At 61.9% G+C, this 14,106-nt stretch carries 9 protein-coding genes; 4 read left to right on the top strand and 5 right to left on the bottom strand.

Annotated elements, in window-relative coordinates; translation table 11 throughout:
- Window positions 1–47: 47 nt before the first annotated feature.
- Window positions 48–1,277 (top strand): acyl-CoA dehydrogenase, encoded by a 1,230-nt coding sequence (locus tag M2497_RS19515; protein ID WP_029298342.1) that lies wholly within the window; start codon window positions 48–50, stop codon window positions 1,275–1,277.
- Window positions 1,278–1,398: 121 nt separating this feature from the next.
- Here M2497_RS19515 and M2497_RS19510 read toward each other — a convergent pair whose 3' ends face one another.
- Together M2497_RS19510 and xthA are read right to left on the bottom strand one after the other, a co-directional pair.
- A complete protein-coding gene (locus M2497_RS19510) occupies window positions 1,399–2,730 on the bottom strand; it encodes a phosphate ABC transporter substrate-binding/OmpA family protein (RefSeq protein WP_248482432.1) in 1,332 nt (443 codons plus the stop codon).
- A 182-nt stretch (window positions 2,731–2,912) separates the two neighbouring features.
- Complete coding sequence (gene xthA / locus M2497_RS19505; RefSeq protein ID WP_248482431.1) at window positions 2,913–3,725, bottom strand: exodeoxyribonuclease III; 813 nt, start codon at window positions 3,723–3,725, stop codon at window positions 2,913–2,915.
- Window positions 3,726–3,893: 168 nt separating this feature from the next.
- On the opposite strand from xthA, the gene M2497_RS19500 reads away from it, so the two are divergent.
- The 3 genes from M2497_RS19500 to M2497_RS19490 all read left to right on the top strand — a co-directional run bounded on the left by M2497_RS19500 (window position 3,894) and on the right by M2497_RS19490 (window position 10,007).
- Window positions 3,894–4,544 carry a GNAT family N-acetyltransferase gene (locus tag M2497_RS19500; protein ID WP_058423870.1) on the top strand — a complete coding sequence of 217 codons (651 nt, stop codon included), beginning with the start codon at window positions 3,894–3,896 and terminating at the stop codon, window positions 4,542–4,544.
- Between the two features lie 64 nt (window positions 4,545–4,608).
- A complete protein-coding gene (locus M2497_RS19495) occupies window positions 4,609–6,336 on the top strand; it encodes an autotransporter assembly complex family protein (protein WP_248482430.1) in 1,728 nt (575 codons plus the stop codon).
- Window positions 6,336–10,007, top strand: coding sequence for a translocation/assembly module TamB domain-containing protein (locus M2497_RS19490; RefSeq protein WP_248482429.1), 3,672 nt, complete (start codon window positions 6,336–6,338; stop codon window positions 10,005–10,007). Before M2497_RS19495 ends, M2497_RS19490 begins: the two co-directional genes overlap by 1 nt.
- 124 nt (window positions 10,008–10,131) lie before the next feature.
- Here the strand turns inward: M2497_RS19490 and M2497_RS19485 are convergent, their stop codons facing one another.
- The 3 genes from M2497_RS19485 to M2497_RS19475 form a co-directional block, all read right to left on the bottom strand.
- Window positions 10,132–12,618 (bottom strand): fimbria/pilus outer membrane usher protein, encoded by a 2,487-nt coding sequence (locus M2497_RS19485; protein WP_248482428.1) that lies wholly within the window; start codon window positions 12,616–12,618, stop codon window positions 10,132–10,134.
- A gap of 85 nt (window positions 12,619–12,703) precedes the next feature.
- Window positions 12,704–13,447 (bottom strand): molecular chaperone, encoded by a 744-nt coding sequence (locus M2497_RS19480; protein ID WP_248482427.1) that lies wholly within the window; start codon window positions 13,445–13,447, stop codon window positions 12,704–12,706.
- A gap of 58 nt (window positions 13,448–13,505) precedes the next feature.
- The gene (locus M2497_RS19475) at window positions 13,506–14,096 is read right to left on the bottom strand and encodes a fimbrial protein (protein WP_248482426.1); all 591 of its coding nucleotides are present in this window, start codon (window positions 14,094–14,096) and stop codon (window positions 13,506–13,508) included.
- Between the last annotated feature and the right edge of the window lie 10 nt (window positions 14,097–14,106).

Here is a 14,106-nt window from a genome sequence, read left to right as displayed (position 1 = left end):
GCATCGATTGCATGACCTAAACAACCTCTCAGAGAAGGGAGCTGCTCATGGATTTCGCCTATTCGCCCAAGGTTCAGGAACTGCGTGAACGTGTCACTGCGTTCATGGATGCTTACGTTTACCCGGCCGAGCCGGTGTTCGAACGCCAGGTCAGCGAAGGCGACCGCTGGCAGCCCACCGCAATTATGGAGGAGCTGAAAGCCAAGGCGAAAGCCGAAGGCCTGTGGAACCTGTTCCTGCCCGAATCCGAACTGGGCGCCGGCCTCACCAACCTCGAATACGCGCCACTGGCCGAAATCATGGGCCGTTCCCTGCTGGGCCCGGAGCCGTTCAACTGCTCCGCCCCCGACACCGGCAACATGGAAGTGCTGGTGCGCTACGCCAATGAAGAACAGAAACAGCGCTGGCTGGAGCCGCTGCTGCGCGGCGAGATCCGCTCGGCGTTCGCCATGACCGAGCCGGACGTGGCTTCTTCCGACGCTACCAACATGGCCGCCCGTGCCGAACGCCAGGGCGATGAGTGGGTGATCAACGGCAAGAAATGGTGGACCTCCGGCGCCTGCGACCCGCGCTGCAAGATCCTGATCTTCATGGGCCTGAGCAACCCGGATGCGCCACGCCACCAGCAGCACTCGATGATCCTGGTGCCGGTGGACGCTCCCGGCGTGAAGATCGTGCGCCCACTGCCGGTGTTCGGCTACGACGACGCGCCCCATGGTCACGCCGAGGTACTCTTCGACAACGTCCGTGTGCCCTATGAAAATGTCTTGCTCGGCGAAGGCCGGGGTTTCGAAATCGCCCAGGGCCGCCTCGGTCCAGGCCGTATCCACCACTGCATGCGCTCCATCGGCATGGCTGAGCGTGCGTTGGAGTTGATGTGCAAACGCTCCGTCAGCCGGACCGCGTTCGGCAAGCCGCTGGCCCGGTTGGGTGGCAATATCGACAAGATTGCCGACTCACGCATGGAGATCGACATGGCGCGCCTGCTGACCCTGAAGGCGGCGTACATGATGGACACCGTGGGCAACAAAGTGGCGAAAAGCGAAATCGCCCAGATCAAGGTGGTGGCGCCGAACGTAGCGTTGAAGGTGATCGACCGCGCGATCCAGATCCATGGTGGTGCCGGCGTGTCCAACGACTTCCCGCTGGCCTACATGTACGCCATGCAACGCACCCTGCGCCTGGCCGACGGCCCGGATGAAGTGCACCGGGCGGCCATCGGCAAGTTCGAGATTGGCAAGTATGTGCCTAAAGAGCTGATGCGCAGCGGGCAGTAACAGCGGGTCGCCTGCATCGGGGGCAAGCCCCCTCCCACACTTGGATGTGTTCACAGATCAAAATGTGGGAGGGGGCTTGCCCCCGATGCAGTCGGATCAGGCAATGAAGCTCCATCAGTCCTCAGTAAACCCAAACCTCCACCCGCCGATTCTTGATCCGCCCCTCATCCGCCGTATTCGCCGCCACCGGCATCTGCGCGCCAAACCCACGGATATCGCGCAGCACCACGGCGTTCTTGACCAACTCCCGACGCACCGCCATCGCCCGCAGCTTCGACAGCAACGCGGCGCGCTGCGGGTCATCCTTGGCATCGCCAAAGCCCACCAGCGTCACCTGCTTATTTAACTTGTCGTGGTGTTTCAGATAGGCCACCACCCGCTGCAGATCCTGGCGCGCCTTGTTGTCGAGGCTGGCGCTGCCTTCTTCAAAGCGAAAATTCACCGTCAGGCGCTGGGCGTCGCGGGCGATGGCCTGGTAGTCATCGGGCATCGACGGGCGCGGTTGCACGGCGATCGCCTGCACCTGCTGCGCAATAAACCCGTTGGCGGCCACAATCGCCTGGCCCTTGGTGCCCTGGGTAAAGTCCACCAGTGCCTTGGCCCACGGGTTACGCCCGGACGGCGGCAGGTAGAAAAACAACCGGCGTGACAGCGGGTAATCCTCGGTAGCAATCAGGCTGTTGAGCGGCAACATGGGCTGTGAGTCGCCGTCCACAATCGCCACCGCCTTGGCCTGGCGCACGTAGGGCAGGCCGATAAAGCCGATGCCCTGCGGGTCGTGGCTGACCGCATCGGACAGCTGCTCGCTGGACTCGAAGCGCTTGGCACCCGAGGCAAGCGGCTTGCCACGCAGACGCAACACCAGTTCCTTGAACGTGTCGTAGGTGCCGGATTGATCATCCCGTGCGTACACATGAATGAGGCCGCCCACTCCACCCAGTGCCTCCCAGGTACTGACCTCACCATTGAAAATCTGCGCCAGTTGCTCGGTATTCAGCGTGTTCAACGGGTTCTGCGGGTGGAGGATGATCGCCAGGCCGTCGATGGCAATCACTTGTTCGGCTTCGGGGCTTTTCAGGTCGCCCAGGGGTTCAAGGTCGACCAGTTCATTGTCCTTGATCGGGCGAGACGAGGCGGCCAGATCGGCGCTGGCTTTTTTCAGCGCCGTGAACCCGGTGCTCGAACCATGGGCCGCGACTTCGATGGTCACGGTCTTGCCTTGGCGCGTCTTGCCGATCACACGCTGTTCATTGGCGCCTTCGCCCGGTTCGTTGTGCACCGCCTGCAAGCCCTGATGCTCCATCAGCCCCTTGACCAGTGCCGGGCCCAACGCCGCGCCAATGGTATTGGAGCCCTGGATGCGCAAAGCAGGGCCTTGATCAGGAACGGGCAGGGAGGCGGAAACGGCGAAGAGGGGAAAAACAGTCAGCAGTAACAGAACGCGCAGCCTCATGCCGGCACCTTCTCAAGCCAAAGGGGGTGCCGCGAGAATAAGTCAGGCAGGTTGCATAAATATGACGTACGCGCCGCAAGGCTAAATGTGGGAGGGGGCTTGCCCCCGATAGCGGCGTGTCAGCTATAGATGGGCTGAAGACCCACTGCCATCGGGGGCAAGCCCCCTCCCACAGGGTGTGATCAGCTCAGTTCCAGCCAGATCGGCGCATGGTCGGACGGTTTTTCCAAACCACGCAGCTCGTAATCCACCCCGGCATCCTTGACCCGCGCCAACAGGCCATTGGAGGCGAGGATTACGTCGATGCGCAGCCCACGCTTGGGCTCGTCTTCAAAGCCCCGGCTGCGGTAGTCGAACCAGCTGAAGCGGTCGGCCACGTCCGGGTTGAGGTGGCGGAAGCTGTCCACCAGGCCCCAGTTTTTCAGGCGGGCCATCCATTCGCGTTCTTCCGGCAGGAAGCTGCACTTGCCGGTCTTGAGCCAACGCTTGGCGTTGTCGGCGCCGATGCCGATGTCGCAGTCTTCCGGGGAAATGTTCACGTCGCCCATCACCACCAGCGCCTGGTCGTTGCTGAACTGGCTTTCCAGCAGTTGCTGCAGGTCTTCGTAGAAGCGCTGCTTGGCCGGGAACTTGGTGGGGTGGTCGCGGCTTTCGCCCTGGGGGAAATAGCCGTTCATGATGGTAACCGGGTGGCCGTTCTCGTCGGCGAAGGTGCCCCAGATAAAGCGACGCTGGGCGTCCTCTTCGTCACTGGCAAAGCCTTTGTGCACGCTCAGGGCTTCCTTGCGCGACAGCAGGGCGACGCCGTAGTGGCCTTTTTGCCCGTGGTAGTACACGTGATAGCCAAGGGCCTGTACCTCAGCCAGCGGGAATTGGTCGTCGTGGACTTTGGTTTCCTGCAGGCCGATCACGTCGGGCTGGTGCTTTTCAATCAGCGCCGCCAACTGATGTGGGCGGGCGCGCAGCCCGTTGATATTGAAGGAGACGATTTTCATGGTCGGCAGTCCGGTCTGGCAAAAGGGCGATGCTAGCGGACAAGTGGGACGGGGGCCAGCGTGGCGGTAGGGCACGTGCACTGCTAATGTCTGGGAACGACTCGTGCTGTGTAGGTTCGTACCCATAAGAACGCTGCCTTTTGAGCCGCGCCCAGGGAGATTGACGGTATGCCGGACACTACAACTGCAATTGCTGAAATTCGCCTGCTCAACAGCGGCTATTCCCGCGAGGCCCGCTCCCTGTTGTACCAGGCCTATCGGCACGAGCCGACCTTCGCCTACATCTTCGAAGCCGAGCGTCCTGGTTATGAACAACGGGTACGCGCCACCGTGCGCGAGTTGGTCAAGCAGCACTTCTTTCAGAAACTGCCGGCCATTGGTTTGTTCGTCAATGACCGCCTGATCGGCATCGCCCTGATCGCGCCACCGCAGCGGCGCCTGGGCATCACCGAGAGCTGGGCCTGGCAACTGCGCATGTGGCTGAGTACCGGCGTGCGCGGTACACGGCGTTACCTCGACTACCATCACGCGGTGCTGGCGTGCCTGCCCAGTGAGTCGGTGCATGTGCTGCCGTTGCTGGGCATCCACCCGCAATTCCAGGGCAAGCATTACGGCGAGCAGTTACTGGAAGCCGTGCACAATTGGTGTGCCGAAGACCCGCATTCGTCCGGTGTGGTGCTGGACACGGGGAATTCACGTTATCTGGAGTTCTATAAACGCCAGGGCTACGAGGAAATCGGTGAAGTGGCGGTAGGCCCGGTCCTCGAGCATGTGTTTTTCCATCCGAATCCGCAGTCGTTACATGCTGCAACGGCTTAATCCAGAATTATTCAGATAAATCCGAGTTCAAAGAGTCTCCCTTGCTCGTGTAGCATCCGCGCCTATGAAGTTTCCAGGAAGATTTACCAGCGGCTTGATTCTGCTGTTCACAAGCTGCGGCGCGTTGGCGCAAAGCGAACTGGACGTGCGGATCAAACCCTCAAACGACGCGTTGAAAGCCAACATCGAAGGCTATATCGGCGGGGTGGGCGATCGTGATGAAGAGGCCTTGCTGCGGTTCAGCCGTGGCGCCGAGGAGCAGGCGCGCAAAGCCGCCCAGGCCCTTGGCTTCTATCAGCCACAGATCGACAGTGAGGTGAAAGGCGGCAAGAACCCGCGCCTGATCCTCACCATCGACCCCGGCGAACCGGTGCATTTGCGCAACGTGACCATACGGGTCGACGGCCCCGCCGCAGACCTCAAGACCTTTCGCGTGCCCGTCAGCAACGACCTCAAGGCCGGCGCTGTGCTCAACCACGGCCATTACGAAGACGCCAAGCGCCTGATCCAGAACCAGGCCTCGCGCTACGGTTTTTTCAGTGGGCGCTTTACCCGCCAGAAACTAGCGGTAGACCCCAAGGCCGGTGTCGCCGATATCGAACTCATCTATGACAGCGGTCCGCGTTACGCCTTGGGCAAGGTCAGCTTTGCCGGCGACACGCCGTTTGACGAAGAGCTGCTGCAACGCATGGTGCCGTTCAAAAGCGGCACGCCCTATGATTCCGAACTGATCGCCGAACTCAACCAGAACCTGCAAGCCAGTGGCTTTTTTGAAGGCGTGCGCGTGGACGCCGCCCCGGCGGCTTCCACCAATGACATCATCCCGGTGGCCGTGCGCCTGGAGACCCGCAAACCCCGCACCATGGGCCTGGGCCTGGGTTTCTCCACCGACGTCGGCCCGCGCGGCAAAGCCAACTGGACCCGCCACTGGGTCAACCCCCAGGGCCATAGCTATGGTTGGGAAGCCGAGCTGTCGGCGCCGCGACAGAACGTCGGCCTGTGGTACGACATTCCACTGGACCCACCGCTCACCGACAAACTGCGCTTTGCCGGTGGCTATCAGAACGAAGAGATCGCCAACACCGACACCCTGAGTAAATTGCTCACCGTGGGCCCCGAGTGGCACAGCAAGCTGCCCAGCGGCTGGACCCGGGTGATTTCGCTCAAGTACCAGCGTGAAGAATATCGCCTGGGCAATGACTCCGGCCTGAGTAACCTGGTGATGCCAGGGATCAGCTACTCCTACCTGCGCAGTGACAACCGTATCGACCCGCACAACGGCTACCGCCTGCAATTCGACACCAAAGTCGCCAAGGAAGGCCTGGGCTCCGATACCAACCTGCTTTACGGCACGGCCATGGTCAAAGGCCTGACGACGCTGTGGGACAACCATCGCTTCCTGGCCCGTGCGCAGGTGGGCGGCAGCGCCACCAACGGCTATAACTCGGTGCCGCCGTCGCTACGTTTCTTTGCCGGTGGCGACCAGAGCGTGCGCGGCTACGAGTACCAGACGCTGTCGCCGGAGAACGATCGCGGCGACCGTATTGGTGGCCGCTACATGGTGGCCCTGAGCGCCGAGTATCAATATTCCATCGCCGAGAAATGGCGGATCGCGACCTTCATCGACCAGGGTAACTCCTTCAACAATCTGGACCTGCCCAGCCTGAAAACCGGCGTTGGCGTCGGTATTCGCTGGGTGTCGCCGGTCGGCCCGATCCGTCTGGACCTGGCCCATGCCCTGGAAGACCCGGGCGGCATTCGATTGCACTTTTCCATGGGGCCTGAGCTGTGATGCGTGGTGTGAAAATAGCGGGGCTGGCCGTGGTGGCCAGCCTTGCCGTGTTGTTGCTGGCACTGTGGACGGCGCTGGGCACCCAGGCGGGCAGCCGCTGGGCATTGGGCCGCGTGCCGGGGTTGACCCTGGAGAATTTCCAGGGGCATTTGGGTGGCCAGTGGAGCGCCGACCATCTGCTGTGGCAGCAGGACAGCAGCCGTGTCGAACTCCAGGCGCCCAAGCTGGATTGGTCGCCGGCGTGTCTGTTGCGCATGACCCTGTGCATCAATCAACTGGATGTCGAGCAAGTCAGCCTGCAATTCCCTCCCAGTACCGAGCAGAGCAGCGGCCCGATCGAGCTACCCGATCTGAAACTGCCGCTGGCCATCCAGTTGGGCGATGTTCGCGTCGGCAGCCTGCTGTTCAACGGCAGCGAAGAACTCAAGGGCCTGCAACTGGCGGCGCACTGGACCGCCGCGGGCATGCAAATTGATTCGGTGCATCTGCAACGCGATGGCCTGGTGCTGGACCTGGCTGGTCTGCTGCAACCCACCGGCGACTGGCCGTTGAGCGCCAGCGGTAACCTCAGCCTGCCCTATGCACCGGGTGGCGCACCTTGGACCGTTGCGCTCAAGCTAGACGGCGACCTGCTCAAGACGCTCAAGCTTGACGCCGACAGCAGTGGCTATTTACCGGCCAAGCTCACGGGTGAGCTGCAACCCCTGGCGGAACACCTGCCAGCCCAGGTGCACATCACCGCCGACGGCTTCAAACCCAGCGCCGATCTGCCCGACACCCTGCAACTCAATCAACTGGACCTGAGCGCCCAAGGTGACTTGAATGATGGTTACCAACTGCTGGGCAACGCCGTATTGCCGGCGGAAAAAGGTCCGGTGGATCTTGTGCTGCAAGGTCGTGTTGACGCCAAAGGCGCGCAGATCGCCGGCCTGGACCTGAATGCCGGTGACAAGCAAAGCCTGAAACTCAGCGCCAACCTGGACTGGCAACAAGGCTTCAGCGCCGACGCCAAGGTCGACTGGCTGGACTTCCCCTGGCATCGCCTTTATCCCGTCATCGATGAGCCCCAAGTTGCACTGCGTACATTCAATGGCGAGATCTCCTACAAGGATGGCAACTACCTGGGCAACCTCAAGGCCGACCTCGACGGCCCCGCAGGCAAGTTCAACATGGTCACGCCGTTCAGTGGCGACCTCAAGCAAATCTTCCTGCCCGAGCTGAAACTCACCGCCGGCCAGGGCAAGGCCGAGGGCCACCTGAATCTGCAATTCGCCGATGGCATCGCCTGGGACACGGCACTCGACCTGTCTGCGCTGAACCCGGCGTACTGGGTCGCCGAATTGCCCGGCACCCTGGCCGGGCCGCTGCGCAGCAAGGGCGAGTTCAAGCACGAGCAGCTCAAGCTGAATGCCGACCTCGACCTCAAGGGCCGCCTGCGCGGGCAAACCGCCGTGCTGGCAGCCAAGGCCGAAGGCGCGGGTGAGCAGTGGACCCTGGCCAACCTGGATATCCGCCTGGGCGACAACCGCATCAACGGCAGTGGCAGCCTGCAACAACGCCTGGCCGGGCAGATCGACATCAAACTGACGCGCCTGGCCCAGTTGTGGCCGCAGTTGCGCGGGCAGGTCAATGGCCGACTCGACGTGGCTGGCAGCCTCAAGGCGCCCCAAGGCAAACTCGACCTCAAGGGCCAGCAACTGGCGTTTGCCGATAACCGCCTGCAAGGCCTCACCCTCGACGCCAGTCTCGACAGTGCCCAGCGCGCCAAGATTGACCTGAAAGGCAGCGGTATCCAATCTGGCGAGACCCAGGTCGGCACCCTGACCGCCAGTGCCCAGGGCGATATCAAGAACCAGAAGGTCCAGCTCGACCTGGTCGGCCCGCTGGTCAAGCTGGCCCTGGCATTGGACGGCAACCTCGACAAAGGCAACTGGCGCGGGCGCTTGGCCAGTGGCGACGTCCAAGCCGGTGGCCAGGACTGGAAGCTGCAAGCCCCGGCCAGGATCGAACGCATGGCTGATGGCAGGCTGACCTTTGCCGCGCACTGCTGGGTGTCCGGGCCGGCCAGCCTGTGCGGCGAAGACCAGCGCCTGATGCCCGAGCCGAAGCTGCGTTACCACCTCAAGCAATTCCCCATCGACAGCCTGGCGGCGTTCCTGCCGAAGGATTTCGCCTGGCAGGGCAAGCTCAATGCCGACCTGCAACTGGACCTGCCGGCCAGTGGCCCCAAGGGCGTGGTGATGGTGGACGCCAGTGGTGGCACCTTGCGCGTCAAGGACAAGGACCAGTGGCTGGATTTTCCCTACAACACCCTGAAACTTGAAACCACCCTCAACCCCAAGCGTATCGACACTCAGCTCAACTTCCAGGGCGGCAAGCTCGGCGAACTGTTGTTGCAGGCGCAGATCAACCCGTTACCCAAGAACAAACCCATAACCGGCAACTTTAGCCTCGTCGGCCTCGACCTTGCCGTAGCACGGCCGTTTGTGCCGATGGTGGAGAAACTCACCGGCAAGCTCAACGGCAACGGCCGTCTGTCCGGCGGCTTGCTGGCGCCCCAGGTCAACGGCAACGTCAACCTGGTGGGCGGTGAGATCTCCGGTCCGGAACTGCCCATCAGCCTGGAAGGCCTGAATGTGCAGGCGCTGATTGCCGGCGAAAGTGTGCAGCTCAACGGCGCCTGGCGCAGTGGCAAGGCCGGGCAGGGCAGCCTCAAGGGGCAGGTCGACTGGGGTAAGGCGCTGGTGGTGGACCTCAGTTTGCAAGGCTCGCAGTTGCCGGTCACGGTCGAACCTTACGCGGTGCTGGAAGTAGCACCGGACCTGAAAATCAGCCTGAAGAACGACAAATTGGCCATCGCCGGCAACGTGCATATCCCACGCGGCGACATCACCGTGCGCGAGCTGCCACCGTCGACGGTCAAGGTCTCGGATGACACGGTGATCATCGGCAGCCAGACCGAGGAGGGCAAACCGCCGATGGCAATGGCCATGGATATCAACGTGGTTGTGGGCGAAGACAAGCTCAACTTCTCCGGCTTCGGCCTCACCGCCAAGGTCCAGGGCCAGGTGCACATCGGCGACAACCTCGACACCCGAGGCGAGCTATGGCTCAACGACGGCCGCTACCGCGCCTACGGCCAGAAGCTCGATGTGCGGCGTGCGCGGCTGTTGTTCGCCGGGCCGTTGGATCAACCGTTCCTGGATATTGAAGCGATCCGCAAGACCGGCGATGTGGTCGCGGGTATCCGCCTCAGCGGCAGCGCGGAACAGCCCACCACGCAAATCTTCTCCGAACCGGCCATGAGCCAGGAACAAGCGCTGTCCTACCTGGTGCTGGGGCGCCCGCTGAGCACCACCGGTGAGGACAACAACATGCTTGCCCAGGCTGCGCTGGGCCTCGGCTTGATGGGCAGTGCGGGGGTCACCTCGGACCTGGCGAAGAACCTGGGCATCCAGGACTTCGAACTCGACACCCAGGGCAGCGGCAACACCACCGCCGTGGTGGCCAGCGGCAAGATCACCGAGAAACTCAGCCTGCGGTATGGGGTAGGCGTGTTCGAACCGGCCAGCACCATTGCCTTGCGCTACCTGTTGAGCAAGAAGGTGTACCTGGAAGTGGCGAGCGGTGTGGCCAGCTCATTGGATATCTTCTATAAACGCGATTTCTAAGCCACACAGGGACAGAAATGTGGGAGGGGGCTTGCCCCCGATTGCGGTGGGTCGGCCACAGATAAGTTGGCTGATACACCCCAATCGGGGGCAAGCCCCCTCCCACATGGGTTCTCTGGTGTTTTTAGCGTTGTGGCAAGCAGGTCAGGTCTACCTGCTCATAGTTCAGCGCCTTGTTGCGCTCGCCCAGCGTATACGGCGCCTGGCAGTGCTGCTCACCCCACTTGATCACCAGCGTACCGGCATCCTCTTCGATCAATGCCAATGCCTTGCCACTAGGGTCGGACATCGCGATCTGCTTGCCCGCAACACTCTCCAGTGACGCACCAAACGGGATGGGCTTGTGATGCGCGTCGAACAACGCGAACTGCACACGCCGCCCGCTCTTGCTGGTATAGCGGGCCACTACCACGGCCCCACGGCGAGGCACGACCTGCTGGGTGGCGTTATCGATTTCAATGTCAGCGCCCAGGTCACGGGTGTCCAGGCTGATCCAGTTCACGCGGTAGGGTTGCGCATTGGGGATCACCGCATAGCCGTTACGGCCGGTCTTTGCCCCGGAGAAGCTGCCGATCTTCACACCCTGCACGCCGTCGACGTGCGCCAGCGCAAAGGTCTCGCCCACGGTCTGGCCCAGGTTGATACCGCCTGCGTGGGCTACCACCGACCCCGCCACGTTGAGGTTCTGCGCGCTGTACCCTCGGCCCTGGCTGTAGCCGCCGCTGATGTCCATCAGCGAGGTGCGGGTGCTGAGGTTGGCCGAACCGGTGCTACCGCCCGTGCTGCTGTTACCGGCTTGCAGCGAGTAATAGGTGTCGCTGTTTTCGGTCAGGTAGCCGTTGACGCCCAGTTGCGTGGAGTCGCTGCCTTTTTGCGTGCTGGCCGACATGAATGCCCTCGGCGCGCGCGGCTTTGAACCCAGCGGAAAGGACACGGACAGGTTGATCAGCGTGTCGTTGTTCGATGCCCCGTAGTTGCCCACGTCCTGGGTATGCGTGGCGCTGAGGTTGTAGCTCACGTCGCCCCAGTAGTTGCTGTAGCCCGCCGACAGACTTTGCGAGCCGCCGCGTCCCCAGTAGCGCTGGTCGCTGGCATTCACATAGACACTGCCGAACTGCTGGTTGCGGCCCAGGCTCTGGTTGATGGTCAGGTCGGTGCGGGTCTTGGAGTTGCCGGTGCGTTTCTGGCCCTCATTGCTGAGTTCCTCGACGTGGTCGGTGAGGGTGCGATAGCCCTCGGTCGAATACCGATAGGCCGCCAAGGTGAAGTTGGTGTCGGTGCCGGTAAAGGTCTTGGCATACAACGCGCGCACGCTGTTACCCGTGACCTGCTGGCCGAAGGTGCGGCTGACGGAGTGGGTCACATCCAGCGATACCGCGCCGATCGACGTGTTGCGTCCTGCCCCCACGGACAACGCCTGGAAGTCCTGCGTGGCCTGGACGCCGACGATCCCCGACAGGTTGCTGCTGATGCCATAGGCCAGGGTGCTGCTGACAAACTGCGGGTTTTCTTGCCCGTCGTCATTGCTGTTGTACTGGCCGGCGGAGAGGCTGTATTTCAACTGGCCTTCGCGCACCATGATCGGCAGGCTGGAAAACGCCTGCACCGTGACCCGGCGACGGCCGTCAGCCTCGATCACCGTCACTTCCAGGTCGCCGTTGGAGCCGCTGGGGTAAATGTCGCTGATCTCGAACGGGCCCGGTGGCACGTTGGCGGTGTAGAGGATGTAATTGTTCTGGCGGATTTCCACCGTGGCGCTCGTTTGCGCAATGCCACGGATGATCGGCGCGTAGCCACGCTCGCTGTCGGCACGCATGCCATCGTCGGACGCCAGCTTGAGGCCGCGATAGCGCACGCTGTCGAACAGGTCGGTGTCCGAGAAAATATCCCCGGCACTGAACTGGCCCTTCAAGGCCGTCACGTCATGTTGCAGGTAGGTGCGGTTGCTCTTGAACGTACTGGGGCGGTCGGTGCTGCTGTTGAAGTTCGACTCGTTGCGCAGGCGCCACGCGCCCAGGTTGATGCCGTTGCGCAGGCCCAGGTTGTTCGAGAGCGTGGTATCGGCATCGGTGCTGTTGCGGTTGCTGCTCAGTTGGTAATTGATGAACGCCGCAGGCACGCCTTCGTCCCACAGCGCAGGATCGACGTAGCCACGCCGCCCGCGTTCCATGGCGCGTTGCGGCACGCTGACCAGCAGGCGCAGGCGCGGTACGTCGTAGCGCACGCTGGCATGCTCGATCAAGGCGGGCAGGTCCAGGCAGGCATTCGGGTCGGTATCGACGAGCTTGCCGCTGGCCTGTAATGCGCCGATATCGACGCCCACTTGCTGCAGCATCTCCAGGGTCAGGCAGGCCTCGACCTTGCCGTTTTGCGGGTTGCGGCGAAAGTCGATATCGCGCCGGCCCACCAGGGTTTCATTGCCGTACAGGTCAACCCGGTAATTGCCGGGCAGTACGCTGCTGCTGGCGAGCAGTGTGTGCAAGTCGACGTCAGCCGCCGCACCTTGCAAAAACGAAGTATTGAATTGTTCGTCGCCATCGGCCTGGGACACTGAAGTGAAGCCCAGGGCAATCAATAACGGCGCCAATCCATCGCGCTTGAATAAAAACATGCAGGAACCCTATATCACCTCCGATACGAACTAACGGAGCGAAGAGAAATACAGTGAAAGTGCGGCTGCGCGAACGGCAGGCGCGTTATGGTGATTCTGTGTTCAAACTGGCTGAAGTTGGCGCGCCGTTAACCAGTTGCGTGGAATAACGGTCTTGTGCGCCATAGTCATTAATGCTGCCGAATATCAAGCGTGCCGGCTGGCTTGAATTAAGTTGTTTAAGGTTGAACTCTTTTAGTTCGCCCGGCGCAATCATTAGCGAATCGAACGGGTGTTCACTGACGGCCCCGGCTTGCAGGGTAATGTCGGCAATCGACACGTGATAAACCCCTGGGTTGGTGACCCGCAGCACATGCTTGCCGTCGTGTTCGGCCAACTGCCAAAGCAGTTCGGTCGGTGCCAGGTAAGCGTTGTTGTTCAAGCCGGCGGGGCGAAAGAACACCTTGATGCGCTGGCGCACGGCAAGCTGCAAGGTGTTCTGGGTTTTCGATGCCTTGGGGACTTCCTGTACGTTGAGCCACACCACCGACTCTCGGTCGGTGGGCAGGCCCGCGCCGGCATAAATCACCCGCAACAGCTGTTGCTCATTGGCCGTGACCCGCGCCAGCGGTGGGGTCACGGCAAACGGCACCGTGCTGTCAGTGTCGGTATCGACCCAGGACTGGATCAGCACGTCTTCACCGTTGTTACGCACCGTGATACCGGCTTCTTTATGCTGGCCGTCGAACACCAGCCGTGTGCTGCTCAACGAAATGCCGGCCGTGGCCTGGCTGACCGCGAACAGGCCCAGCAGGCCCGCGCAGAGGGATAGAGAATGACGAAATAACATGATGGCTACCGCTACGTTCGAAGAGTGTGCGAGGCCCGAAGGCCCCGCGACGCTGGGGTTATTCGTATTGCAGGGTGAACGGCAGGGTGGCGTCGCCGCGACCGGCTACGGCAGTCGCAGCGTCGGCTGTGGTGACGTAGGCGGCCGAGAATTTCAGCGTGGTGTTGCTGTCTTGCAGGGTGTTTTCGATCTTCGCGGTGGTCGGCGAGCTCAGGTCGATCAACGCACCGTTGCTGTCCAGCAGGGCGATACCGACGTTCTTGGCGGCGCCCAGGCCGTCGATCAGCTTCAGCACTTTGGTGCCGGCGACGATGCCCGAACCTGCGCCTTTGGTCGGTTCGAAGATCATTGCCACCTTGGTGCCGGCGTTGCAGCTGATCTTCATGTCGAAGTTCTCGGCGCTCAGGGTACCGCTGCCTTTTGGCGCGGTCGCGGTGCCCATGTCCTTGATCGACACTTCGCCCATGTTGATCGAAATGGTTTTGTTCAGGCCAATCCCTTCAACGGAACAGGCATCATTGTTGATACTGCCGGTGAAACTAATGGTGCCGCTACCGGCTTTGGTTGGTGCGGTGGGTTCACCGGCGGCAAATGTATTAACTGCGGCAAATACCGACAGAGCCAAGAGTGCGCGAGAGAGCTGTTTCATGTTGTTTTTC

This window comes from Pseudomonas sp. CYM-20-01 (assembly GCF_023169845.1).
In the GTDB taxonomy this organism is placed as follows: Bacteria; Pseudomonadota; Gammaproteobacteria; order Pseudomonadales; family Pseudomonadaceae; genus Aquipseudomonas; species Aquipseudomonas azotoformans.
The sequence above is the reverse complement of the archived record's forward strand: the minus strand, read 5'-3'. Positions and strand labels throughout refer to the sequence as shown.

What these genes read in the sequence shown, in the direction of transcription:
- M2497_RS19515 (WP_029298342.1), top strand. Translation starts at nt 48, where the DNA reads ATGGATTTCGCCTATTCGCCCAAGGTTCAGGAACTGCGTGAACGTGTC.
- M2497_RS19510 (WP_248482432.1), bottom strand. Translation starts at nt 2,730, where the DNA reads ATGAGGCTGCGCGTTCTGTTACTGCTGACTGTTTTTCCCCTCTTCGCC.
- xthA (WP_248482431.1), bottom strand. Translation starts at nt 3,725, where the DNA reads ATGAAAATCGTCTCCTTCAATATCAACGGGCTGCGCGCCCGCCCACAT.
- M2497_RS19500 (WP_058423870.1), top strand. Translation starts at nt 3,894, where the DNA reads ATGCCGGACACTACAACTGCAATTGCTGAAATTCGCCTGCTCAACAGC.
- M2497_RS19495 (WP_248482430.1), top strand. Translation starts at nt 4,609, where the DNA reads ATGAAGTTTCCAGGAAGATTTACCAGCGGCTTGATTCTGCTGTTCACA.
- M2497_RS19490 (WP_248482429.1), top strand. Translation starts at nt 6,336, where the DNA reads ATGCGTGGTGTGAAAATAGCGGGGCTGGCCGTGGTGGCCAGCCTTGCC.
- M2497_RS19485 (WP_248482428.1), bottom strand. Translation starts at nt 12,618, where the DNA reads ATGTTTTTATTCAAGCGCGATGGATTGGCGCCGTTATTGATTGCCCTG.
- M2497_RS19480 (WP_248482427.1), bottom strand. Translation starts at nt 13,447, where the DNA reads ATGTTATTTCGTCATTCTCTATCCCTCTGCGCGGGCCTGCTGGGCCTG.
- M2497_RS19475 (WP_248482426.1), bottom strand. Translation starts at nt 14,096, where the DNA reads ATGAAACAGCTCTCTCGCGCACTCTTGGCTCTGTCGGTATTTGCCGCA.